Source organism: Selenomonas ruminantium subsp. lactilytica TAM6421, from assembly GCF_000284095.1.
Classification (GTDB): Bacteria; Bacillota; Negativicutes; order Selenomonadales; family Selenomonadaceae; genus Selenomonas_A; species Selenomonas_A lactilytica.
Genome location: NC_017076.1, coordinates 69,728 through 94,348, shown reverse-complemented (window position 1 = coordinate 94,348; position 24,621 = coordinate 69,728). Strand labels below are relative to the sequence as shown.

General features: G+C 47.6%; 23 protein-coding genes. 18 read left to right on the top strand and 5 right to left on the bottom strand.

Going from position 1 to position 24,621, the window contains the following annotated elements:
* Nucleotides 1–246: 246 nt before the first annotated feature.
* Entirely contained in the window at nucleotides 247–1,284 is a 1,038-nt protein-coding gene (locus SELR_RS18505) for an AraC family transcriptional regulator (RefSeq protein WP_014431002.1), read from the bottom strand.
* 179 nt (nucleotides 1,285–1,463) lie between these two features.
* Here SELR_RS18505 and SELR_RS14975 point away from each other — a divergent pair, with 179 nt between their 5' ends.
* From SELR_RS14975 to SELR_RS18000, 7 genes are all read left to right on the top strand, one after another.
* Nucleotides 1,464–3,011, top strand: a complete 1,548-nt coding sequence (locus SELR_RS14975; protein WP_014431001.1) for a porin family protein — start codon at nucleotides 1,464–1,466, stop codon at nucleotides 3,009–3,011.
* 23 nt (nucleotides 3,012–3,034) lie between these two features.
* On the top strand, nucleotides 3,035–6,493 hold the full coding sequence (locus SELR_RS14970; protein WP_014431000.1) for an alpha-L-rhamnosidase: 3,459 nt from the start codon (nucleotides 3,035–3,037) through the stop codon (nucleotides 6,491–6,493).
* 11 nt (nucleotides 6,494–6,504) lie between these two features.
* Entirely contained in the window at nucleotides 6,505–7,455 is a 951-nt protein-coding gene (locus SELR_RS14965; RefSeq protein ID WP_158645833.1) for an MBL fold metallo-hydrolase, read from the top strand.
* Nucleotides 7,456–7,478: 23 nt separating this feature from the next.
* A complete protein-coding gene (locus SELR_RS14960; RefSeq protein ID WP_014430998.1) occupies nucleotides 7,479–9,380 on the top strand; it encodes a beta-glucoside-specific PTS transporter subunit IIABC in 1,902 nt (633 codons plus the stop codon).
* A gap of 12 nt (nucleotides 9,381–9,392) precedes the next feature.
* Complete coding sequence (locus SELR_RS14955) at nucleotides 9,393–10,901, top strand: DUF1593 domain-containing protein (protein ID WP_014430997.1); 1,509 nt, start codon at nucleotides 9,393–9,395, stop codon at nucleotides 10,899–10,901.
* A 9-nt stretch (nucleotides 10,902–10,910) separates the two neighbouring features.
* Nucleotides 10,911–12,323: a glycoside hydrolase family 1 protein gene (locus SELR_RS14950; protein WP_014430996.1), complete on the top strand. Its 1,413-nt coding sequence runs from the start codon at nucleotides 10,911–10,913 to the stop codon at nucleotides 12,321–12,323.
* Between the two features lie 92 nt (nucleotides 12,324–12,415).
* The gene (locus SELR_RS18000) at nucleotides 12,416–12,871 is read left to right on the top strand and encodes a hypothetical protein (RefSeq protein WP_014430995.1); all 456 of its coding nucleotides are present in this window, start codon (nucleotides 12,416–12,418) and stop codon (nucleotides 12,869–12,871) included.
* A 78-nt stretch (nucleotides 12,872–12,949) separates the two neighbouring features.
* On the opposite strand, the gene SELR_RS14940 is transcribed toward SELR_RS18000, so the two are convergent.
* Both SELR_RS14940 and SELR_RS14935 read right to left on the bottom strand, forming a co-directional pair.
* On the bottom strand, nucleotides 12,950–13,834 hold the full coding sequence (locus tag SELR_RS14940) for a DUF5131 family protein (RefSeq protein WP_014430994.1): 885 nt from the start codon (nucleotides 13,832–13,834) through the stop codon (nucleotides 12,950–12,952).
* Nucleotides 13,835–13,859: 25 nt separating this feature from the next.
* The gene (locus SELR_RS14935; RefSeq protein WP_014430993.1) at nucleotides 13,860–14,084 is read right to left on the bottom strand and encodes a hypothetical protein; all 225 of its coding nucleotides are present in this window, start codon (nucleotides 14,082–14,084) and stop codon (nucleotides 13,860–13,862) included.
* A gap of 101 nt (nucleotides 14,085–14,185) precedes the next feature.
* Here SELR_RS14935 and SELR_RS14930 point away from each other — a divergent pair, with 101 nt between their 5' ends.
* Nucleotides 14,186–14,683: a methylated-DNA--[protein]-cysteine S-methyltransferase gene (locus tag SELR_RS14930; protein ID WP_014430992.1), complete on the top strand. Its 498-nt coding sequence runs from the start codon at nucleotides 14,186–14,188 to the stop codon at nucleotides 14,681–14,683.
* A gap of 18 nt (nucleotides 14,684–14,701) precedes the next feature.
* On the opposite strand, the gene SELR_RS14925 is transcribed toward SELR_RS14930, so the two are convergent.
* Nucleotides 14,702–15,898 (bottom strand): alanyl-tRNA editing protein, encoded by a 1,197-nt coding sequence (locus tag SELR_RS14925; protein WP_014430991.1) that lies wholly within the window; start codon nucleotides 15,896–15,898, stop codon nucleotides 14,702–14,704.
* 334 nt (nucleotides 15,899–16,232) lie between these two features.
* Here SELR_RS14925 and SELR_RS14920 point away from each other — a divergent pair, with 334 nt between their 5' ends.
* Together SELR_RS14920 and SELR_RS14915 are read left to right on the top strand one after the other, a co-directional pair.
* Nucleotides 16,233–16,775, top strand: a complete 543-nt coding sequence (locus SELR_RS14920) for a hypothetical protein (protein ID WP_014430990.1) — start codon at nucleotides 16,233–16,235, stop codon at nucleotides 16,773–16,775.
* The gene (locus tag SELR_RS14915) at nucleotides 16,772–17,857 is read left to right on the top strand and encodes a haloacid dehalogenase-like hydrolase (protein ID WP_014430989.1); all 1,086 of its coding nucleotides are present in this window, start codon (nucleotides 16,772–16,774) and stop codon (nucleotides 17,855–17,857) included. The genes SELR_RS14920 and SELR_RS14915 overlap by 4 nt, the downstream gene beginning before the upstream one ends.
* Nucleotides 17,858–18,406: 549 nt before the next feature.
* Here the strand turns inward: SELR_RS14915 and SELR_RS14910 are convergent.
* The gene (locus SELR_RS14910) at nucleotides 18,407–18,832 is read right to left on the bottom strand and encodes a GNAT family N-acetyltransferase (RefSeq protein ID WP_014430987.1); all 426 of its coding nucleotides are present in this window, start codon (nucleotides 18,830–18,832) and stop codon (nucleotides 18,407–18,409) included.
* 301 nt (nucleotides 18,833–19,133) lie between these two features.
* Here SELR_RS14910 and SELR_RS14905 point away from each other — a divergent pair, with 301 nt between their 5' ends.
* The 8 genes from SELR_RS14905 to SELR_RS14870 all read left to right on the top strand — a co-directional run bounded on the left by SELR_RS14905 (nucleotide 19,134) and on the right by SELR_RS14870 (nucleotide 24,595).
* Nucleotides 19,134–19,514 carry a DUF488 domain-containing protein gene (locus tag SELR_RS14905; RefSeq protein ID WP_014430986.1) on the top strand — a complete coding sequence of 127 codons (381 nt, stop codon included), beginning with the start codon at nucleotides 19,134–19,136 and terminating at the stop codon, nucleotides 19,512–19,514.
* Complete coding sequence (locus SELR_RS14900) at nucleotides 19,511–20,215, top strand: MmcQ/YjbR family DNA-binding protein (RefSeq protein ID WP_014430985.1); 705 nt, start codon at nucleotides 19,511–19,513, stop codon at nucleotides 20,213–20,215. Before SELR_RS14905 ends, SELR_RS14900 begins: the two co-directional genes overlap by 4 nt.
* A gap of 14 nt (nucleotides 20,216–20,229) precedes the next feature.
* Nucleotides 20,230–20,856: a CatA-like O-acetyltransferase, family 2 gene (locus tag SELR_RS14895; protein ID WP_014430984.1), complete on the top strand. Its 627-nt coding sequence runs from the start codon at nucleotides 20,230–20,232 to the stop codon at nucleotides 20,854–20,856.
* A 33-nt stretch (nucleotides 20,857–20,889) separates the two neighbouring features.
* The gene (locus SELR_RS14890; RefSeq protein ID WP_014430983.1) at nucleotides 20,890–21,495 is read left to right on the top strand and encodes an alpha/beta hydrolase; all 606 of its coding nucleotides are present in this window, start codon (nucleotides 20,890–20,892) and stop codon (nucleotides 21,493–21,495) included.
* Nucleotides 21,458–22,228: a class I SAM-dependent methyltransferase gene (locus tag SELR_RS14885; protein ID WP_014430982.1), complete on the top strand. Its 771-nt coding sequence runs from the start codon at nucleotides 21,458–21,460 to the stop codon at nucleotides 22,226–22,228. The genes SELR_RS14890 and SELR_RS14885 overlap by 38 nt, the downstream gene beginning before the upstream one ends.
* 82 nt (nucleotides 22,229–22,310) lie before the next feature.
* A complete protein-coding gene (locus tag SELR_RS14880) occupies nucleotides 22,311–22,940 on the top strand; it encodes a PIN domain-containing protein (protein ID WP_014430981.1) in 630 nt (209 codons plus the stop codon).
* Nucleotides 22,941–23,141: 201 nt separating this feature from the next.
* Nucleotides 23,142–23,936 (top strand): ElyC/SanA/YdcF family protein, encoded by a 795-nt coding sequence (locus SELR_RS14875; RefSeq protein WP_014430980.1) that lies wholly within the window; start codon nucleotides 23,142–23,144, stop codon nucleotides 23,934–23,936.
* 20 nt (nucleotides 23,937–23,956) lie between these two features.
* Nucleotides 23,957–24,595, top strand: coding sequence for an alpha/beta hydrolase (locus tag SELR_RS14870; protein WP_014430979.1), 639 nt, complete (start codon nucleotides 23,957–23,959; stop codon nucleotides 24,593–24,595).
* Nucleotides 24,596–24,621 lie beyond the last annotated feature (26 nt).

The window sequence follows — 24,621 nt, the reverse complement described above, 5'->3', positions numbered from 1 at the left end:
TTTTATCACATCCTAATCGAATAAACTTATATAGGTTATATAACCTTTTTAGTTAATATTAGCACCGAGTATAAAATAAATCAAGTATTTTCTAAATACTTTAGTTTACTAAAGAAAATTCAACGAGTGAATTTTGGGGGGAGTAAAGTGATATATAGGTGGTAACTTATTCTTTCAGAAACAAAGGTACCTAAATTGGTTGCATGAAAAATATATCAACCAATTTAGGTACCTTTGGTGTTTGGCTCAAATACCAAGTTGCTTTTGTCTATATGATGCTGGTGTCATTTGGAAATTTTTGGCAAAAAGACGGTAGAAGTAGGTGGGATTCGAGTAGCCGCAGCGGTTGATGATTTCCTGGATAGACAGATTGCTGTGGGCCAGCAGGATGCGTGCTTTCTCCAGTTTCAGTCTTTGGATAAGCTGGGTAAAGTTTTGTCCGGTGCTCTGTACCAGTAGCCGGGTCATCTGTCTGTCGCTGTAAGAGAAATGCTGGGCCAGCTGGTGCAGTGTCAGGTTTTCACTGTTATTTTGCAGGTAGTGGAGGATGGGGACAATGGCGGAATTAGGGCTGGTGTCTTTGGTTTTTGCACTGTCGGCATGGCTTCTCAGCAGGAGAATGAAGCAGGCAGTCATCAGGCTGTTGAGCATTTTTCCATTATAGAGTTTGTTGCTCCTGAATTCGTAGAGCATGGTCAGCATCAGCTGACAAATTTCCCGGTCATAACCAGTGCTGAAATGAAGGATACCTGCACCGCCAGCATAGAGAGCCCGGGTGAAGAAGGCTGTCAGCATGGCATCTTCCTGCAAAATATTAAAAAAGGTTTCGGCAAAGGTACTGGCACGCAGTACAACGCTCATCAGTAACGTGTCTTTTTGGCAAGTGCCGATTCCATGAGTAACTCCTGGGGCGATAATACATATATCCCCGAGATTAAGACGTTGGGGCGTATTGTCCGTATAGTGTTCTACTGTGCCGCTCAGTACATAGATAAGCTCAAAAAATTCATGGCTGTGCAAAATCCCTGGCACAAAACGGGGATGCATAACGACTTCTACATCCTGAGGGCGTTGGAAGATTTGTTCTGTGACATTTGTTTTGTGTTCAAAGCGGCCAAAGTGACGTTGATAAGCCTGCTCATACTCTGGATAGCTTTGCAGGCGGCGTAGAAGGTCGGGCAGGGGGAGCGGCGGCAACTGATGTATGAATGGATAACGTTGCTGTAAGGCCCGGTAGTCCAGCTCTGCAGCTGTCAGGGGCATTAAATCGCTGATATAGAGCATATTTCCTCCTGTCTCGTCGTGTTGGCGGTTTATTGTTTACTCATTATAACGTACTTTCAGATGGATGTCATGTCTGCAAAGGATAATTATTCTGTCCTTTGCTAACATGGCGGCCATCTTTTTCTCTTGTTAAACTTTTGTGTAGCAAGCAATTAGAGATTATCAGGGGGATGTATGTTATGCGTAAAGTAAAATCAAAAAAAGTTCTGCAAAGGATAATGCCGCTTTGTTTGGGAGCTGCTCTTTGTCTGGGAAATAGTGCTTCGGCTGAGACAAGTTTTTTCGCTGAAGTACCTGCAGGGGACTGGACATATGGGGTGATGAACGAGCTGCTAGCTGATGGCGGTATTCCCCATCATCAAGGTATTATTCCGGAAGGAAAGGTGATGAGCCGGTTTGAAATGGCCGTTATCGTCAATGATGCACAAAGTTCTGCATCGTTGACAGACAAGCAGAAGACGGCATTACAAAAGCTGCAGGAGGCATATGCCAGCGATATCCGGAAGGTGGAGCTTTTGGGCCAGCTGGAAAAGCTCGACAAAATGCAAGGAAATGATGCCGGAGATGCCTATGCGGGAACACCGGTAAGGCCTCAGGTCGAGAGAAAACTTACGCCTCAGGATGTCAAAAATACAAATGATGCAGGCAAGATGGAAGCATATCCGGACAATGCCAAGCAGCCTACCAATGAAGCAAAGGTACCGCCTAAAAAGCCGGTGCTGGATGATAAATACAGCTTCTGGGGCTTTGCCCGCATGCGTTTCCAGAATAATGACTATGGCAACGGCTGGCAACGTCGCTACAATCATTTCAATTTGCACTTAGTACATCAGTATAAGGTAAATCCCCGTTGGACTATCGTACTGGGCAATGAGTTCCAGCGTTCCATGGACACCATAAACGATATGGAACCCCGGCATGCAGATGCTGACCTTAATATGCAGACCAATATTGCTAATGAACTGCTGCTGGAAGGCAAGTTTTCCAAGTTTGATATTTCCATTGGCCGTATGTATGATATCGGCACCTACGGCTTCGGCATCGACAGCCGTGTGAATGGTGTGCAGGTACGCATTCCAGGCAAGATTACCACCACCATGTTCCATGGGCGGGTTATTGACTGGCCGAAGGGAAACTGGTTTGCACCGGGGCCGATTCCTGGAGTTGAGAATAAAATCCAGGAGCGTCAGGAATATACTTCGCTGAAGTTTGAAACGAAGCCGGATGATAAGAGCACGTTATCCTGGGGGCTTTATGCCATGACACCGTCGTCCCGCCATTTCCAAAAGGATGACCAGAACAGAGTCCTTTACGGTTATTTGGGATATGAACGCCAGCTTAATAAAAAGTGGCAGCTGACTACGGTAGTAGAAGATAGTAATGCCCACGTTGACCATGATTTGATTAAGGCGGAACGTTCCTACTGGAAAAACAGCAACAATTATAACACCAGTACGAAGCCGGTATTTTATGGACGCCTGACCTATGGCAAGGCCGATATTATGAAACCGGGTACATGGTCAGCTTATCTGATGTATCTCTATCAGCCGACCCTTTCCCAGTTCTCGGATACCATGGAATTTGACAATATGAAGGGTCTGCGTCCGGGCTTTAACTATGTGTTTGATGACAAGATGCTCTTTGAAGCCTATGCGACATTTGCCAAGGATATCGATACTGGTGAACGCCGCAGGGATGTTCGGGCACAGATGAATCTGTTCTTCTAAAGCGTTATAAAGGAGAAAATGAAATGCAACGCAAGTGGATAAAAAATGCATCGCTGTTAGCAGCTTTGGCAGCTTTGGGTTTTTCGCAGAATTATGCCGAGGCTTTTACCATTGAAAAAATGGCAGTGGAACAGCAGGACAACCCCCAGGCTATTGACCAGGAAAAACCGCGTTTTTCCTGGCAGATGCAGGCAGAGGCTGGAGAACGAAATCTATTGCAGGCCGCCTATCAGCTGACGGTAAAGGATATGCAGGGCAAGGTGGTATGGGATACTGGCAGAGTAGCTGCAGGAAAATCCCTGGATATTGCTTATGGAGGCAGTAAATTAGAGCCCGGCCGTGATTATTACTGGGAAGTGAAGGTCTGGGATAAAGATGGCAATTTGCGGCAAAAAAGTGCTCGTTTTGGCATGGGGCTGAATCCTGACCGGGATGGCGAAGGAGATTGGTCCGGGGCCAAATGGATTGGCAGCTGTGAAAAGACTTTGCCCCTTGACTCCCAGAGCCTGACCGTGTTCCGTCTGGGCTGTGATATTGAATTGGGAAAAAATAGCAAACGGGCCAGCCTTATCTATGGTGCTAATGACAGCCGTATGCTGAATGTCAATATGAATATGGCAGGTATAGAAGCAGGCAAAGACAAGAGCTACTTCCGGGCAGAGCTTGACTGCTCTCAGATAGAAAAGGGAGCAAAGGTTAACTTTTATCGGGTGGGCTATGTGAAAGGAGACAGCGATGATAAGCCCTTTGGCAGCATTGAGATACCCAATATCCTGATAAATTCCCAGAATTACCAGCATAAACATCATCTGGAAATCAGCAGCATGTATGGCATTATGGCGGCATCTATTGACGGACAGGAACTTGAGGTACCAGAACTTGACCCCTGGAGCAAGGGGATAAATGGCAATCCCTTCGGCATGAGTGGCGGCTCAAATGCTTATCCGGCCTTGGCAGATATTGGCTATGCTGTACCCGCTGGAGAAGATGCGGCCTTTACCAACCTGACAGTGAAAAATTTCCGCACGCCCTGTGCAGAACTTTTTGTATCGGAAGCCACTGCAGTTTTGCAGGGAAATGATAAAGGGACTATGCAGCTGCTGAATCCCTCCCATGATGCCATGCCCATGCTGCGTACGGAATTTAAGGCTAAAAAGAAAATTCGTCAGGCCAGACTTTATGCGGCGGCCCGTGGTATTTATGAACTTTCCTTGAATGGGCAGAAGGTGGGCGAGGATTATTTTGCTCCTGGCTTTACCCAGTATAACAAGACCCAGCTTTATCAGGCTTATGATGTGACAAAGCTCATAAGAGCGGGTAAGCAGAACGCTCTGGGTGCCCAGCTGGGTGAAGGCTGGTGGAGTGGTGCTATTACCTTTTTGGGCACCAACTGGAATTACTTCGGTGACCGCCAGTCCCTGTTGGCTAAACTGGTTATCAGTTACGAAGATGGCACGGAGGATATCATAACGACCCAGCCGGATACCTGGCAGTATTACGCCGATGGCCCGTTGCGTCTGGGAAGTTTTTTCCAGGGAGAGACTTATGACAGCCTGCGGGCCGAAGCTCTGAAAGGCTGGGATAAGCCAGGCTATGACGGGCAGAAGCACGGCTGGAAAAAGGCTGGGGAAGTGAGTCTGGCAGGAACCACTGCCACAGGGAAGTGGCATGAGTTCTTGACAGACAGGACTTATGAGCAGGATTTTTCCAAAATAGATTTTGTGGCTCAGGCAGGCACTGCGGTGCAGGCAGCACAGCAGCATGAACTGACAGCTCAGTCCGTAAAAGAGGTTCGTCCCGGTGTTTTTGTCTACGATATGGGGCAGAATTTTGCCGGTGTGCCCGTTCTTGATATTGAGGGCCGCAAAGGTCAGCAGATAACCATGCGTTATGCTGAAGTCCTGTATCCTGATGGAGAAAACAAGGACATGCTCATGGTGGAGAACCTGCGGGCTGCCATGGTGCGGGATAACTTTATCCTGAAGGGGGGCCGGGAGAGGTTGTCTCCCCGGTTTACCTTCCATGGTTACCGCTATTTGGAGATAACGGGAGTGGATAAGGCTTTGCCCCTAATGGCAGTTCGTGGCAGGGTGCTTACCTCGGTGCCGCAGGATACGGCAGGGTATGAGACATCAAATGAAGATGTGAATCGTCTGTTTAAGAATATCCAGTGGTCTACCCGTGCTAATTTTCTGGCCATTCCCACAGACTGCCCCCAGCGTAATGAGCGTATGGGCTGGTCTGGAGACCTTAACGTCTTTGGCAATACGGCAGTTTATCTGGCAAACAGCGACAACTTCCTGCGGCAGCATATGCTGAGCATGAGGGATACCCAGGCGTCAGATGGACGCTTTACGGATACGGCTCCCCTGGGCCATGGTGCCGGGGGCTTTATCTGGGGCAGTGCCGGGGTGCAGATTCCCTGGCAGCTTTATCTGCAGTACGGCGATACGGCAGTGCTGGAAGAGCATTATGAAGCGATGAAGCATTATGTGGATTATATGACAGCTTGTGAGCAGTCCGATGGTCTCTACAAGGAAGCCAAAGGTTTGCCGGGGCTGGGTGACTGGCTGGGGCCGGAAAACAGTAAAAATGAACCACAGTATCTCTGGCAGGCCTATGGTGTCAGCAATTTGGAAATCCTGTGGAAGACAGCGGAGAAACTGGGCAAGACATCAGATGCTGCCAAGTACCATGACCTGTATGAAAAACGCCGTCAGTATTTTAATGACAAATTCCTGACTGCTGAAGGAAAAGCTCTGGATTCCACAGGCAAGTTAATGGATACCCAGACCGCCTATGCCGTGCCACTGGCTCTAAGTGTGGTGGATGACAGCAAAAAGGCAATGGTGGGGAAAAATCTCCTGAAAACTGTGGAAAGCACCCATGTGGACGATTTGAAGGTGCAAAGACCGGCATATTCCTTGATGACGGGCTTTATCGGCACGGCAGCCATCAGTCATGCCCTGACGGAGACTGGGCATAACTTAGCGGCTTATCGTCTGCTGCAAAATGATGCTTATCCAAGCTGGCTCTATCCCGTAAAGAATGGTGCCACCACCATTTGGGAGCGTCTGGATTCCTATACCAAGGAGCGGGGCTTTGGAGGCAACAACAGCATGAATTCCTTCAATCATTACTCCTTTGGAGCTGTAGGGGCCTGGATGATGGATTCTTCCCTGGGCATTGTCTGTGATGAAAAGAATCCGGGCTTTAAGCATTTTTACCTGCGTCCTCAGGTGGATGAGTCAGGGAAGATGACCTGGGCCAAGGGCCACTATGACAGTGTATATGGCAGGATAGAAAGCAGTTGGGAAAAGACCGCCGATGGTTGGCAGTTCGTTTTCCATGTGCCTGCCAATACCACAGCCACGCTGGAATTGCCGAATTTGGGCAAAGACCTTACCTGTAATGGCAAAAAAATAGACCGGCAGGAAAGCTTCCAGCTGGGCTCCGGTAATTATACCTTTATGGTGAAATGAGGATGTTGAATATGAAAAAGAAACTGATAGCGGCAGTTATGCTGTCCATGATGACCGTTCTGTCCCCTATGGCAGGTTCGGCACAGGCGGCAGAAGGAAGCAGCCTGCAGGCTGCACAGACCCAAGAGCAGCTTTTGCCCTTTCGCTCTGCCAAGATAGACCATAATATCACCCGTATCAAGGATATGACCGGGGATATGATATATCTGGTGGAAGGCAAGGATAAAGCGGCTTTGATTGACACTGGTATTGGGGTGGGCAGCCTCAAGACCTATGTGGAGAAGCTGACCAATAAGCCGCTGGTGGTTATTTTGACCCATGGACATGTGGACCATGCCTCCGGCACAGCAGAGTTTGCAGAGGTTTATATGAGTGGCAAGGATAAGGAACTCTTTAAGGAGCATACGGCCTTTGCCTCCAGAACAGGCTATATCGGCGGCACAAATCCCCAGTGGGCAGCTACGGTTAATACCTCTGATTACAGGGCCGAAGATAATGCCGACAGATTCAAGGATCTGAAGGCAGGCATGACCTTTGACTTAGGTGGCGTGCATTTGGATATCTATGATGTTCCAGGACATACCCAGGGTATGAAGGCGGTGCTGCTGCGGGAAAATCGTGCCCTTATTACCGGGGACGGAGCCAATATGTTTACTTTCCTCTTTGGCAAGGAAACTTTGGGCCTGAGCAGCTATGAAAAGAGCCTGAGAAAACTGCAGCAGGAAACCGCTGGCAAATACGACAAAGTGTATTGCTCCCATGGCAGCGGGGATTTAACCGTGGACTATCTGGCTCGGCTGATTGAGGATTGCCAGCAGATTAAGGCGGGTAAGGATGACAAGGTGCCCTTTGAATTTATGGGGCAGAAGGCCAATATCGCCTATGAAATCGGCCCTGACCATAATCGCTTGGACGGTGGCATTGGCAATATCGTCTATGCCCCGGAGCGTGTCAATGAATAAGATTTAAGCGAGGTTTTATATAAATGGAGAAGTATAAAGGTCTGGCCGCTGACATTATAAAAAATGTCGGCGGCGAGGAAAATGTAATATCGTTGACCCATTGTATTACAAGATTGCGTTTCAAACTCAAGGATGAAAACTTGGCCAACAAGGAAACGCTGGAAGCCATGGACGGCGTTATGACGGTGGTGCAAAGTGGCGGACAGTATCAGGTGGTTATCGGCAATGCTGTGAAAGACGTATATGAAACGATTCTTGAGCAGACAGCCATTCAGGGTGGCAAGGATAAGGCTGAAGAGGATAGTCAGGAGGTAAAAGGTAGTCTGCTGGACCGCTTTATTGACCTTATCTCCAGCATCTTTACGCCGATTCTTTCTGTGCTGGTAGCCACAGGTATGATTAAAGGCTTTACGGCTCTGCTTCTGGCTCTGGAGGTTATGGCACCTGAAAGCGGCACGGCACAGATGCTGAATATCATTGGCGATGCCTTCTTCTATTTCCTGCCCATCTTTCTGGGCCTGTCAGCAGCCCGTAAGTTCGGCATGCATGAATTTACGGGGATGGCGGTGGCTGCGGCCTTGGTTTATCCTACCCTGCCCACCATTATGAACAGCGAGAAAATGTATACGCTCTTTGCCGGAACTGTGTTTGAGTCGGCAGTACATATGGAGTTTCTGGGACTGCCGGTTATACTGATGAGCTATGCCTCCAGTGTAATTCCCATTATCCTGGCCTTGTATTTTGGGGCCAAGATTGAAAAGTTGTTTGTACGCCTGGTGCCTGCCATGCTGCAGAATTTCCTGGTGCCCTTCCTGACCCTCTGCGTGTTGATTCCTTTGACTTTTCTGCTGATTGGCCCGTTGGCTACCTGGGTAGGTCAGCTGGTGGGAGCAGCGGCCACGGGAATCTATAATTTCAGTCCTGTTTTGGCAGGCATCTTTGTCGGGGGCTTGTGGCAGGTATTTATTATCTTTGGCCTTCATTGGGGGCTGGTTCCCATTATGCTGAACAACATCAGCGTTCTGGGCTATGACCCAGTGGTAATGTCCCATTTTGCCGCTTCCTTTGCCCAGATTGGTGTAGCGCTGGCAATTATTTTACGTACCAAGGATAAGAAGCTGAGAAATCTTGCCATTCCGGCCTGCATTTCGGGCCTGTTTGGTGTAACTGAGCCCTGTATTTACGGCGTTACCCTGCCCCGGAAGAAATTCTTTGTGATTTCCTGCATTGGTGCAGCTGTTGGCGGCGGAATTTTGGCAGCTTTGGGTGCCAGATTTTATCTGCTGGGCGGTTTAGGAATTTTTGGCTATCCTAACTTTATCTCTGTATCCTCCGGTGATTTGTCCGGTATGTATACGGCTATGCTGGCCTCTGGGGTGGCTTTTGCCACAGGCTTGTTGATGACGGTACTTCTGTATAGGCAGGTCGAAAAGCAGGATGCGAATGTAACGAAAATCTCCTATGAAGACATGCCTCAGGGAGCTATGGTCGCTCCTTTGTCCGGCAAAATTGTTCCTTTGGAAGAAGTGCCCGATAACGTGTTTGCTTCCGGCTGCATGGGCCAGGGCGTAGCCATTGAGCCGGATGAAGGTCGGGTTATTGCTCCCGCTGATGGTGTGGTAACCACTATTTTTCCCACAGGTCATGCAGTAGGCCTGACCTTGGATGATGGCCGTGAAGTCCTGATTCATGTCGGTATGGACACCGTAAAGCTGGAAGGCAAGTATTTTAAGGCTTTGGTGGCACAGGGAGATAAGGTAACTGCTGGCCAGACCCTGATTGAATTTTCCCCGGAAAAAATCCGGGAGGAAGGCTACAAGACCATTACGCCAGTTATTGTTACCAATACAAGCGAGTACAGCGAGATAAATGTTACCAAGGAAAATAAGGTATCTTTTGCTGATTTGTTGTTGACGACAGTGTAAGAGGAGTATGGCATGAATAAGAAAAAGTTGGCAGCTCTTTTGCTGGGAGGTGTAGCCATGTCGGCTATCCTTCCGCAAAATAATACAGTTAATGCCGCAGAAAGACTACAGACGGTGGTTATGACCGATGGTGAAGTAGATGATATGGATTCCTTCCTGCGTTTCCTGCTTTATATCAATGATGTGGATGTGCGGGGGATTATTTACTCAAGCTCCATGTGGCATTACAAGGGTGATGGCAAGGGCACGGAATTTGAGTCCAATATGAAGTGGGTAAAAGAATACCACCCTGGCAAGCATACGGATTTGCGTTGGTGCGGCACTGACTGGATAAAGGAATATATCGAGAAGTACCGCAGCGTATATCCGAAACTGGTGCAGCATGATAAAAACTATCCCACGGCGGACAAATTGCAGTCCCTGGTCAAAGTGGGCAACATCGAATTTGAAGGAGAAATGGCCAAGGACACCGAAGGTTCTTTGTGGATAGAAAAACTGTTGCTGGAAGATTCTACGGAGCCCATTCATTTTGAAACCTGGGGCGGCAGCAATACCTTTGCCAGAGCCTTGAAATCCATCGAAGACAAGTACAAGGGCACCGCTGAATGGCAGCATATTTATGACCATGTCGGCAAAAAAGCGATTCTCTACAACATCATGGACCAGGATGAAACCTATAAAAAATACATTGCCATCAACTGGCCTAATATCAAGGTTGCTTTCAACAAGGAACAATTTGCCAGCCTGGCCTATATCTGGAACAAGGTGGCACCGGCCTCACAGCAGCCCTACTTTGGCGGCAAGTGGATGAAGGAAAACATACTGCAAGGCCCCATTGGCGGCAGCTATATGACCTATGGTGACGGGCATAAACTGGCAGGTGACCCTCAGGATGTATTTGGTGATATGGAAAAAGCCAAGGAAATTGGGTTTGCAAAATACGACCTGATTTCGGAAGGGGACTCTCCTTCCTATCTGTATCTTGTTAATAATGGCCTGCGTTCCGCAGAAGATTTCAGCTATGGCGGTTGGAGCGGCAGATTATCTCCTTCTGCAGTAGCGGATAATGTATGGGAGGATAATCTGGCATCCTTCGACTATAATCCTGAGTTGGGCAAGAAGGACAGATTTTATTCCCAGACCCGCTGGATTAAAGATTTACAAAACGATTTTGCCGCCAGAGTTGCCTGGACACTGAAGGACTATAAGGAAGCCAATCATGCACCTGAGGTAAAAATTCAGGAAGGTCTTGACCTGAAGGTAAAACAGGGGCAAAAGATTACCCTCCATGCATTGGGGAAGGATCCTGATGGGGACAAGATTAGCTATAAATGGTATCAGTATGAGGAAGCGGGCAGCTATGGAGCAAAGGTATCCCTGACGGCCAAAGAAAGCAGTGTATCCTTTACGGTACCTCAAAATATAAGCAGTGGGGAGACCATTCATATCATCTGTGAAGTTACAGATAGTGGCGAGCCGCCAATTACCCGCTATGCCAGAGTGATTTTACAGGCGGAATAGGAGAACAAGATGTCATTTCCCAAGAATTTTTTATGGGGCGGTGCTGTAGCCGCCAATCAGTGCGAAGGAGCCTATAACGAGGATGGCAAGGGCCTGTCCATTCAGGATGTCCTGCCCCAGGGGCTGAAATCTGCCCCTACTGAGGAGCCTACGGCAGATAATCTGAAGCTAAAGGGCATTGACTTTTATCATCGTTATGAGGAAGATATCAAGCTGCTCTCGGAAATGGGCTTTAAGGTTTTCCGCACATCCATTGCCTGGAGCCGCATCTTCCCCAAAGGAGATGAACAGCAGCCCAATGAGCAGGGGTTGGCCTTTTATGACCGGCTCTTTGCCACCTGCCACAAGTATGGCATGGAACCATTGGTCACCATTTCCCATTATGAAACGCCTTTGCATCTGGCCCGCAAGTACAACGGCTGGGCCAATCACCAGATGATAGATTTTTACGCTAACTATGTGCGGACAATTTTTCAGCGTTACAAGGGCCAGGTCAAATATTGGCTGACCTTCAACGAAATCAATTCCGTCCTTCATTCCCCCTTTATGAGCGGCGGTATTGTCACCCCTAAGGAAGAATTGTCCCTGTCGGAGCTCTATCAGGCGGTGCATCATGAGTTCGTTGCCTCAGCCCTGGCCACAAAGCTGGCACATGAAATCATGCCGGAAGCCAAGGTTGGATGCATGATTCTGGCTATGCCGACTTATCCCTTGACGCCTAATCCTGATGACATCATCAAGGTCATGGAAATCGACCATTTTAATGATTTCTTCGGTGATATGCATGTGCGGGGCGAGTATCCTGGCTATATGAAGCGGTATTTCCGGGAAAAAGGCATTGAAATTAAATCTACACCAGAAGAGCTGCAGCTTCTGAAGGAACATACCGTGAATTTTGTCTCCTTCAGCTACTACCTGAGCCTTTGCGAAGGTGTTGACGGCGAAGAAATCGTGGGCAATTTCATGGGAGGCAAGAAAAACCCCTATCTGAAAGCCAGCGACTGGGGCTGGCCTATAGACCCCAAAGGGCTGCGTTATACCCTGAATAAATTTTATGACCGCTGGCAAAAGCCCCTGTTCATTGTGGAAAATGGTCTTGGTGCTAAGGACGTGCTTATCGATGACGGCAAGGGCAGCAAAACCGTGAATGATGATTACCGCATAAATTACATGTCAGCCCATCTGCGTCAGGTAGAAGAGGCCATCAAGGATGGTGTGGAAGTCATGGGCTATACCAGCTGGGGCTGCATTGATTTGGTATCAGCATCCACCGCCCAGATTTCGAAGCGTTATGGCTTTGTGTATGTTGACCGTAATGACGATGGTTCGGGAACCCTGGCACGGTATCGGAAAAAGTCTTTTTTATGGTACAGGGATGTTATCGCCTCAAATGGGGCTTTGCTGGAGAGTATGAAATTGTGAAAAAAGCGGCAATATTACAGACGTTTTTCATCGAAGTCTTGTAGGATATGCATAGGTATAAGAAGTTTACGTGCATTTGATTGGAGGTTCTTATGAAAATCAACAAGAAATTATCTGCTATGATTCTTGGTACGCTTATGGCAGCAGCTGCAACGGCCTTTGCCAGTGTGGCTCCCCAGCAGGTATCCCTTGGTGGAATTGAACCCGGCATGAGCCTGGAGCAGGCTAAAAAGCTTGGTGGCGAGATAGTTTACGCCGACTACGAAAAGACTGTCTTCAAGAGTGGGCTTATTATCAAAGTTGATGATGACCGTCCCGGCGTGGTAGAAGAAGTGGTGGTTAAGAGTGGCGAAGTCAAAACCCCGGCAGGCATTACACTGGGCATGAGTGCTGACAAACTTAATGCGGCGTATGGACAGGCGGACAAGGTTGATGTTGACCGTCAGGATACGGAATACAAATATTTCACGGCAGATGGTGCCAAGGAAATAGAATTCACGGTAAAGAATGGCGTGATTACCAAGATTTCCTGTGAGCTCCGCCACTAAAAGAACGGCCAAATATCCATGGATTTTGGGTATTTGGCCGTTTTTCATTGGTTCCGTCGTTATTAAGTTTTGGCAATTTTACCAAACATCTCCGCCACATTTTCCGCAATGGCTGCAGCCGTTGCATATCAGGCGGCTGCCACAGGCGTGGCAGTGGGGGCCATCGTATCGTGCTTGGTATAGCTCATGTGGCTGAAGTTGTATTCCGATGGGGTAATGCAGGTCAAAGTGCTGAGGTCTGTCGACATAGTTCAGACCGGCCTTGAATGCCTGTTCGGCCTGTTTCTGCTTGCTGCCAAGGTGATAATGGCGGCCATCTTTTACAAAGTTGGAGCCTATCTCGATAAAAGAGAAGGAAACATTAGCTTTGCGGCACTCATCATGCAGAGCCAGCACCCAGTCGTAATTGCAGGGCCGGGAACCCGCGTAGTTTTCCCCGCCACAGATGACCTGCTCGATAAAGTCCTCATCCAGATAAGGAAGAAGACTGACCGGACCGATGAGGGGGGCACACATGACGCCTTTATGGCGGAAGGGGAGTTCTTTTAGATATGGTAGCCGTTTGTTGGCCATCTGCTGATTCTCACAGGTCACATTGAACCAGATATTTTCCCAGCCATTGCCAAAATCATCGGGCAGGCAGTTTGCTACACGCTCAGGCCTTTTGGTTAGCAGATAGAATATGACATCAGGCCGCTGACGCATGATTTCCCAAGCGTCAGCCCGCCATTGGTCGGCTTCCTCCAGAAAGAAATCGGAAGTCATGCAGACACGAATCAGTTCGCCGGACTTGATTTTGTAATTGCCATAGCGGTCCCTTTGCAGGGGATAGTTGAAATTGTTGGTGCGGTAGATGTCCGCCCCGGATTTTCCTCGCTGCTGGTCGAGGGTGTACATGTAACAGTTGGCACAGCCGGGGCTGATGCGGACACACCCATGCCAAGGGTTCCAGATATCATGCATAGGGATTACCTAAGGCAATTGCAATTCAGCAGGAGCTGGTTCCCAATACAGGATGCTTCGTTTGCCGCAGGGCCCGCACTCTTATCAGACGCAGGGCTTCCTGCAGGTCTACGTCTGAATGCTGCCCGTTTGTTTCGTAAACGCACATGGGGTTGTCTATTCCAATTTCGCTGGCAGGCATATAGACGTATTCTCCAGATTCGTTATCTCCGAAGATAAGACCAGATTTCAGTTCAGATATGGTTATCATTCTATGTGTCCTCTTAAAATTCTTTCAATTGATTTTCTTAAAGAGTATAACATGCTGCCTGACCTTTGTGCAATAATAGGAGAGATGGAGGAGGACGCGTTATGGATTATATACATTACTATCAATCACCGCTGGGAAGAATCATGTTGGCCAGTGATGGATTATTTTTGGTGGGGTTATGGTTTGACCGTCAGAAATACTATGCGGATGGTCTGTCAAAGGAGACCAAAGAAAAAAATCTGCCGATTTTTGACACTGCAAGCAGGTGGCTCGCTATCTATTTTGCGGGGGGGATGCCAGAGTTTACGCCTCCGATTTCTATGCGAGGTTCTGATTTTCGCAAGGCAGTATGGGAAATATTACTTACCATACCATATGGTAAAACGATGACCTATGGAGAAATAGCCCGGCAGATGGCTCGTTCCAAGGAGCTGCCAGCCATGTCAGCCCAAGCGGTAGGTGGAGCTGTTGGTCATAACCCCATATCGCTTATTGTTCCCTGCCACAGAGTGGTGGGAACAAACGGAAGTCTTACAGGATACGCCGGAGGGCTGGAAAAAAAGAAATATTTGCTTTCCTTGGAAGGCATGGATTTCTAGCTATTCTCTTTGGGAGTCCTATTTATAGAAGTGCTGCTTTACGATGTTTTGCCAGTCAGGTTGAAGAGGGGCACTTCCCTGAGCCTGATTGTCTTTGCCACCACCTCGTCCTTGCAGCAGCTCGTTTATGGCGGTTATTTTTTGGCGACAGCTTCCAGTTGCTTTTTCCCCTTGTACCAATATGTAGTTCAGCCTGTCTTTGCTGGCATAGAAAACAGCGGCTCGGACCAACGGGTCTTTTGCAAGTTCCTGGGCCAGGCTGCGGGCAGCATCCGGCGTAATGTCATCTTCTACTGTCAGAATCTCTTTGGCTCCAGAAGATAGCTCGGCCGCTGCCAAAAGCTGTTGGGCACGATTGACCGCCCATTGTTGTTCGAAGGCGGCCAGCCGTGCTCTGAGCTGGCTGTTTTCTTCCTGGAGTTTTGAGACACCAAGGCATATTTCCTCTTCTTTTAGGGAAAGGGCTTGCGTGGCTTTGCTGAGGCTTTCCCAACAGTCATTGATTTTTTTCAGAGCCAGTCTGCCACAGAGAAAGTATATTCTGGTGCCCTGTTTGTGCTTTTCCGCTTTGAAAATCTTCAATAAGCCGGTCATGCCGGTTCTGGGAGGATGGGTGCCACAGCAGGTACAGGAATCGCTGCCTTCGATGGCAACCACCCGGACAGGGCCCGTCAATTTGTCGTTAAATTTGCGGGAGGCAGCTTTGGAGGCCTTTTCAGCATCCATCCATTCAGTTCTTATGGGGAGGTCGGCTTGGATATGCTCGTTGGCCAGTTTCTCTGCCTGGGCGATTTCTTCCGTTGATACCTGATGGCTTAAGTCGATGGTTACCATATCGGGCGACATATGGAAGCCGATATTGTCCGCTCCGAAAAGTTTCCAAAAGGCATAGGACAGCAAGTGCTCGCCGCAGTGCTGCTGCATATGGTCAAAGCGAGTCTGCCAGTGTATTTGAGCCTCAACTTTGGTGCCAGTTGCCACGGGGTCTTTGGTTTCATGGAAGATGTGACCATCTTTTTCCCTGACATGGATTACGGCAACAGTCTTTTCTCCAATAAGAAGCTCACCTGTATCACTGAGCTGACCGCCGCCTTCTGGATAGAATACGGTTTGGTCAAGCTCGATGCCAAAGCCATCCTTCAGTTCAATACAATCCGTTACCTGTGCTTCGCATTTTCTGAGCATTACATCTTCGTCAAATATTTTTTTTGTCATACGCTTCACCTGCTTTGAGAATCTTGAGAGATGGTATATAGGTTTCTTTTTTCGTATGGGAAATTCCTGCTTGGCAATGAGCAGGGCAGCTTATCTGAAATAAGGAGGAAATTTTTGTAATTGTAAAGAAAAAGACCAGTCATTAGGTTGTCAAAAGACGGGCATCTCGTGGTATTTGAGGTGCCCGTTTTTTTGCTTAAGTTTGCACGGTCGTGGCACAGTTGCCGTATATGCCGGTTATCTGCATTACTATGAAGACATTTGAAGGAAATGGGAGTACCTTACGAGAATAGTATGCAGTACAACAAAGCGTAATTCTGTGAGGGATAATATTATGAACGTGAAGTTTGTCAAGAAATTGTTACTAGCAACGATTATATGTGCTTTAGGGGTATTTGGTCTAGGGGAGGGTGCAGTTCCTGTTGATGGCGGTGTGACAGATAAGACAGACTATCATGCACCCAAGGAAATTACATCCAAGGAGATAACGGAGTTCTATGTCCACTGCTTTATTTTCAATGGGCGAAGTAATGATGGTGAAGGGACTCTTTATACCTTCAAGGTGGAAAAAGAAGGTTCTGTCCTGATGGCATCTGAGTCCTCTTCGGGCAGCAAGTTTCCCGCAGATAAGAAGCTGTTAAGAAAATTGCAGACCGCTATTGATAAGCATGGACTGGCGAAAAAAAATGGTACTTATCATATAACGGCAGGTTTGCCCGTAGAATTTCAGCCCTGTGATTTTGAAGCTTTATATGCATCGGGGGAGGTACTGCGATTTACCATTGATGGTGAGCCTGATGCAGAATGGGCTAAGGAGATATACCTGATATTTGCAAAGTGGTTTGCTAAGAAAGGGAATGGAGGATTGTCTTTATGAAGAAAAAGTTTTTAGCCTGTGTTCTGGCCTTGGCGGCTGGGTTTATGGCTCCGATAAACGTGGCGGACGCAATAAGCCGTCAAGAAATAGCTGCGATTCAGGTAAACAGGAGCAGTCAGTTCAGATATTGGCAAAAGGATTCGGCGGCTTATCAGGCGTTGGTATCTTATGTGGAAGATGTGACCAATAAGAAAAGTCCCCATTTTATCCCTGTAAAGGACCGGGTGGCAGTCTTTGACTGTGACGGGACTTTGATGTGTGAAACTGCCCCCTACTATTTTGATGCGATGTTGTCCCTTTACCGGGTGCTGGATGACAAGAGTTTTTTGGCCAGTCCTCAGGTTCGTGCGACAGCTCAGAAAGTAAGGTCGTTGCTTTTGAAGCATGAGAAGCTGCCTGCAGATTTGAGTAAACGTCTTACCAAGGATGTAAAGAGTAACGCTTTTGCAGGGATGACACCCGGGGAGTTTTCTGTTTATGTAAAAAACTACATAAACACAAGCTATGAAGCAGGCCTGACCAATCTAAAGGTGGGCGAAGCATTCTACCTGCCCATGATAGAAGTGGTGTCTTACCTACAGGCCAAGGATTTTAGCGTCTATATTGTCTCTGGCTGCGACAGAGAAATGCTTCGGGTGCTGACAGATGGCGTGATGGATATTCCGCCGGAACGTATCATTGGTACAAATTACTCCTATGTGACAGAAAATCATCCCAGCAGCAAGCTGGATGGCTATAATATAGTGCCGGGGGAAAAGTTATTGCGGGGAAATGAGCGTGTTTTCAAGAATACGGAAGCCAACAAGATAGCGGCTATTCAGCGTGAAATAGGCCGCCAGCCCGTCCTGGCCTTCGGCAATAGCGAAGGGGATTATAGTATGTTTCAGTATACGATTCATGACAATCCCTACAAGAGTGCCGCATTTGTGCTTCTATGTGACGACCTGGAGCGGGAGTTTGGCAATAGCAAAAAAGCGGCGGCCACGAAAGCCGCCGCTCAGGAAAATGGCTGGATTCCTGTTTCCATGCGGGATGATTTCAAGACCATCTATGGGGAAAATGTGATTCGTGTTAACGAATGAGGCTGACCATCATAAATAACGTGCTTGCAAAGGTGCCCGACAATTTGCCGGGCACCTTTTTGAGGTTGCTGTCGAGGGGAGTTTCGCTTGTTATTTGACGCTCAAGTGGGCGAGCTTTTGGGCAAGGTCGATAGAATCAAGCCCTCGGCCATTGTTGCAGCAATGGCAAAAATAACGGTCATGGTCTTCATTGTGATAAATAGATGCAGAGGGATGTTTGTCTTCGTGATTTGGTAGAATACAACGGAAGGATTTCGGGTTATCTATATTTAGCCATTGAGCCATGTTGATGCTGCGAGCAATTTTTCTGGCCAAACCGATATTAGTAATTGGCCCAGAAGAGCAGGGAATATTTTCATTCGTAAATGAAACATTTATCACGGTGGAATTGTTATGTATATTGGTACGATTGTTCAGAGGAGATTTATGCTTTTCTATAATAGGATACTTGTCTGTATAAGTACGAAATCTTTTTAAAAGCATTTACTGTGAACATTTTGCGGGCTGCTGCTTGAGGATGTTAGTTATCAAGAATGTAGAAAAAATGATTCATTTTATTAGGTCTTTTTCCATGTGAATATGGGGACAATACTCGTCGAGGTATTCTTCCCCAGAAGCAATATATCCCAATGTCTCATAGAATGGTTTTACCCGAACTTGTGCCGAGAGTTCGAGAGTGCGGATGTTTTGTTGACAGAGCCATTTCTCAGCTTCCTGCAGGATAAGTTTTCCATAAGCCTTGCCACGGAATTGCTTACGAACAGCCAGTCTGCCCATAACGTATGTATTTTCTCTTTTCGATGGGAACAAACGGCAGCAGCCTGCGGCCTGTTTATCTACATATAGAATCAGGTGATGGGCTATGCTGTCGATGTCATCAAATTCATCGTGAAAGCCCTGTTCGTCAACGAAAACTTCCTGGCGGATGGCCATTGCATCTGTGGGAAGACCTTGGGTGATAATAGTTTCGGACATAATGAAATATCCTCCTAATACAAAAGGTCCAAGCATTAACTTTCAGCAGAATGGCTGAACCTGCGTCAGTACTTGGACACATTTTTCTTCCATCCGGTGAAGGAGGTAGTGCTCATTTATTCGATTAGTGGTATTCTATCATTAGGGGTCTGAAGTTGTCAATAAACAAACAAGATATCAGCCGTCCCCCTGCACAAGCTTGCCAAGGCTATGTGGTGTCGTATGGAAGATTTGTTGGAACCTGACTATGAGAATTTTTGTTGATGCGGGTAAGGCTCGCTATGTAAGAAGGTACGGATTTATGAGTCACAAAATATTGTTGAAGCGTATATACGAGCTACAGGAGGAGCAGGATGGGTACAGGGTGCTGGTGGACAGGCTTTGGCCCAGAGGGATAAAGAAAGAGGCTGCCCATCTTGACGAGTGGGCCAAGGAAATCACGCCCAGTACGGAAATCCGCAAGCTGTATCATCAGGGAGAAATGCCTTTTGAAGGTTTTTCCCAGGCTTATATCGAAGAACTAAATGGAAATAAAGCTGCGGAGGAGTTTGTGGGCAAATGCCAGAACTTGCTGGAATCGCAGAATCTGACGCTGGTCTTTGCGGCCAAAAATGAGCAGGAGAACCATGCTATGGTGCTTAGGGAATGGCTTAGACGCCGATTGAGGACGAGATATCAATGAAACGGACAGAAGAATGGCATGAGCTGGCATTTGGAGAACTACCGAAGCTGATGGCAGATAAGCTGGAGCCCTTTGGCTTTGCCCTTGACGGTGATGTATATTTTTACGCAGAGGATTTGCTGTCAGGCAGTTTTAAGCTCCATGTAAAGGTCAGCAAGGACGGTGTTGTGTCAACTTTGCTGCTGGACACGGAAGCCGAGGAGCCCTATGTGCTGCATCTGGTGGAAAATGCCCAGGGAGCCTTTGTAGGGGCAGTCCGGGCCGCCTATCAGGCCGTGCTTGACCGCATCGGGGAGGCTTGCGGCGAGCATGGCAATTTCCATGGGGCTTATGTAGAGGAGCTTCTGAGCTATGTGCAGAAAACCTATGGTGACGAAATCGAGTATCCCTGGAAGGATGATATGGATGCGGCAGTCATTCGCTCCCATCTGACCAGGAAATGGTATGCGGTTTTTATGAAGGTTCATCCCAGCAAGATTGGTCTTGGTGGCAGCCATCCCATCCGCATCATGAATCTCCATGGCACGGCAGAGCAAGTGACCGCCTTGGTTGATGGAGCGCGATATTTTCCCGGCTGGCACATGAACAGGAAATATTGGTACACGGTGTGCCTTGATGGTAGCATACCAATGTCTGAGCTCCAGCAAAGAATCGACGAGAGTTTCGAACTGTCCCAGCCCAAGAAACGGTCTGGCAGCTGAAAGGCAGGGGAATCATGAAAACTGAGATTTTGCCACAGGAAAGCAGCCGTGCTGAGGCTTTTTCCTTGTGGATGTCATCACCTATGCCGATGGTAACGTTGGTAAAGACACTGAATGTCAGCCCCTTGCTGAAAATGAAGAAAAAGAGTGGCATAAAATTCACGGTACTGATGTGCTGGTGCATTGGCAGGGCTGCCAGCAGAATAGAAGAGTTTTACTTGCTGCCGAAAGATGGAAAGCTCTTTCGCTACGACAAGCTGGCCATAAATGTCATTGTGGCCAACAAGCAGGGTGGCATTAACTCTTGTGACATTCCGTTTTCGGATGATTTGGAACAATTCAATCGGGATTATTTGGAGCTGACCCAAAGGGCAGCGTCGGAATGTAAAAGCAGTTTTATCGAAGATTGCATGATTATCGGCACATCGGCCATGATACAGACAGAACTGGATTGTATCGTAAATCAGTATACGGAAAAGTTCTCCAACCCGTTGGTGATGTGGGGGAAATACCGCAAGGGGCTTTTCAAAACGGTCTTGCCCGTGTCCTTACAGTTTCATCATGTGCAGATGGATGGCGGGCATGCGGCGAGATTTTTGGAACAGTTACAGACAGAAATTACAATTTGCGAAAAAAAATAGCGAATTTGAGCCGGGCAGGAGGGGGTTAGACGAATGCAGATATTATATGTACATGGCAAAGGTGGAACCGCTGAGGAAAGTAAGCACTACAAGCCACTATTTCCCGGCGATGAGGTTATTGGATTGGACTACCAGACATTTTCTCCCTGGGAAACGGGGAAAGAAATTCGGGCAGCTGTAGATGAGCTGGCAAAAAAACACGAGAATATTTGGCTGATTGCCAACAGCATTGGGGCATTTTTCAGCATGAATGCGGAAATAGACGGGCTTATTCAGAAGGCATATTTCATTTCGCCTATCGTTGATATGGAAAAGCTGATTGTGGATATGATGAAATGGGCCAATGTGACGGAGGCGGAGTTGGAAGCCCGGGGCGTAATACATACCGAATTTGGCGAGGATTTATCCTGGGATTATCTGAGCTACGTCAGGAGTCATTCTATCAAATGGAATGTGCCGACGCAGATTCTGTACGGCGGGAATGACCAGCTGACAACACTTGAAACAATGAAGGATTTCGCTGAAAAGCACCATGCAGGGCTGACGGTTATGGAAAATGGCGAGCATTGGTTCCATACCGAAGAGCAGATGGCATTTCTTGATGATTGGATTCGGAGGTGCAGCAGCTTTGGACATTGAAAGCATGGCTCGTTATTGGTCCCAGGACGCAGAGAATTACGGCAACATCATACAGGATGAATTGGCAAGTTTTCGTGTGGAGGCGTGGCAGAAGCTCTTGAGGGAAAAGATGCTCGCTGACACACATAGGGTGCTGGACCTGGGCTGTGGCCCGGCTTTTTTCTCCATAATTCTTGCCAAGATGGGGCTTGAGGTGACGGCCGTAGACTGTTCAGAGGGCATGCTGGCCCAGGCACGACACCTGATTGAAATGGCTGGGGTTAGTGTAGACCTGCAGCAAATGGATATCAACCAGCTGAATTTTGCCGCAGGCTCCTTTGATGCCATTGTGAGCCGCAATGTTACCTGGACGTTGTCAAATCCTTGGCAGGTCTACGAGGAATGCCGACGATTGCTGAGGCCAGGGGGACGCTTATTGTTGTTTGACGCCAACTGGAACATGCCCTTATATGATGAGGACATGGCCAGCCGTGCAGAGGACAGGCGGCAGGAATGCCTGCGTCAGTACGGTGATGCTCTGGAGACTGCTGATGAGGTTACTGAGCCATTTGACCCGATGCAGCTGCCCCTAAGCGGCACGAAGCGTCCCTACTGGGATGTGGAACTGCTTCGCAGCATGGGCTTTGGGGAAGTACATGCAGAATTTGACCTGACGGAAAGGCTCTGGGATGAAAAGGAACAGCTGCTGTACGGGGAAACACCGATGTTTGGCGTTTTTGCCACGAAATTCTAGGGGGTATGATGTATACAACAAGATGAAAGAAAATTTTATTACCTTTGAGTTTATTACTTAAGATTACAGAGGTAAAACTAAAATGAATTATTATCTTCTTGATTTTGAAAATGTAAAGTCATCAGGATTTGATGGAGTAGAAAAATTAAGCGAGCAAGATAAAGTAATAGCTTTTTATAGCGTAAATTCAGGCACCATTACCATTGACATGCACATAAAAATAAACAAGTCAAAGGCAGACATTGAATTTCAAAAAGTATTCATTGGCGGGAAAAATGCTCTTGATTTTCAGCTGTCATCATACCTTGGTTATCTCATTCGTGATACCTTGCCTACTGAGGATAATGCGGAAATGTGCAATTATTATATTGTTTCTAATGACACAGGATATGATTTCCTGTGCAAATATTGGAAAAACCAAGGTGTTGAAGTAAAAATTGTCAGCAGTATATCAGGGGAAAATCCGGCCAAGAATGAAGAAGAAAAGTCATCGCCACCCGACACACATATTACCAATAAAAATGATTTAGAAAAAACACTCAAAACCATCCTGCCAGACAAAACAGATGCTCCTATTGTGGCAAAAATAATAAACCAATATAAAACTAAACAGGGCGTAAACAATGGCTTGACCAAGACCTTCCCTCAGCAAAAAGTTGGTCCTATATATAAGGCAATCAAATCCTTAATTGCCGATAAAAAAGGGCAATGAGTTATCTCAGAATCCGTGGCCAATATTGAGCTGCTTTGTTAGCAATTGCCGTTTGCAGCCTTGTTGAGCTAATACCCCCAGCAATATGATTTTTAAGCTGTTACCGAGAAATACCACCAAATAGTAGCGAGCCTGAAAACAGTAATGAATGTAAATGTTGTAATGGGTTAATTGTTGGGCGAACAGAAGGGAACTGAGATTATGGAACGAGAAGAGGCAATAAAAATTGCAACGGCTGTCAATATATTGGGCAGTTTTTGTGGCCCAAGGGACATAGATGAACTGACTGCGGCTGCCTTGCAGGATAAGTACCACTTTCCACAGGTTGATGTGGCCGTGCTTTTGGGTGGCAGTATACTGGCAGGCGGTGAGGTCTTTGCGGAAATCATGAAAAACCGGCTGGCCGAAAAATATGTGATAGTCGGTGGGGCAGGACATACGACGGAAACGTTGCGGGAGAAAATGGCAGCCAGCTTGGGAAGGGAGGTTTCCTCCAATTCCTGTGAGGCGAAGCTTTTCAATGAGTACCTGCAAAAGAAGCATGGCCTGTCGGCAGATTATCTGGAGACGGAATCCACCAACTGTGGCAATAACATCACCTTTTTGCTTGCTCTATTGGAAAGGGAAAATCTTTCCCATGACAGCCTGCTGATGGTGCAGGATGCAACTATGCAAAGACGCATGGAGGCAGGCTGGCGGCATCACGCAGGTGCCGGGCTGGTGGTAAACTACGCTGCTTACAAAGTGACGGTAACAGGCAGCGAAAAGGGCCTGACTTACGAAGAGAAACCAGCTGGCATGTGGGATATGGACCGATATGTGGAATTGCTTATGGGAGACGCACAGCGGCTGCAGGATACCCCCGATGGCTATGGACCTAAAGGAAAGAACTTTATCGCTCACGTGGATATGCCGCCTGAGGTGAGGGAGGCATTTCTTTATCTGCAAAAGTTCTACAAGATGCGTAAAGCCAATCCGGCCTATGCCAAGCCATAAAGAATTATGGAGGACTTTTGATGAATATTTATGAGTATGGCAATTCCGATGCGGCTATAGTTCTTGTTCAGCCTGTGGATGACCATGATATGGCAGGGCTTGAGGCTGAGGTGGCTGAAATTCGAAGATTGGCAGAGAAAGACTTTTGCCTTCTGGCCATCAAGGTAGACAGCTGGAACCGCGATTTGTCTCCCTGGCAGGCCCCGGTGGTTTTTGGAAACGATGATTTCGGTGTTGGTGCCAGGGAAACGCTGGCTGGGATATTGAAGCTGTGCCAGGAGGAGGACAAGACCTATTTCCTTGGCGGCTACTCTCTGGCGGCACTGTTCTCCCTTTGGACGGCATACCAGACCGATACATTTTTGGGCATTGCTGCGGCCTCACCCTCCATGTGGTTTCCGGGCTTTGTTGACTACATGAAGGAGAATACCATCCAATGCTCCAATATATATATGAGCCTTGGGGATAAGGAAGAGAAAAACAGGAATGCAGTTATGGCAAAAGTTGGGGACTGTATTCGAGATGTGCATGGATGCCTAAAGGAACAGGGAATAAACTGTATTTTGGAATGGAATGCGGGTGGCCACTTCCGAGAGCCGGAGCTTAGGACGGCCAGGGCCTTTGCCTGGCTGTTAGAGCAGTCGCCATTTACAGCATAACCAGGTAAATCTAAAAGAACGATAGG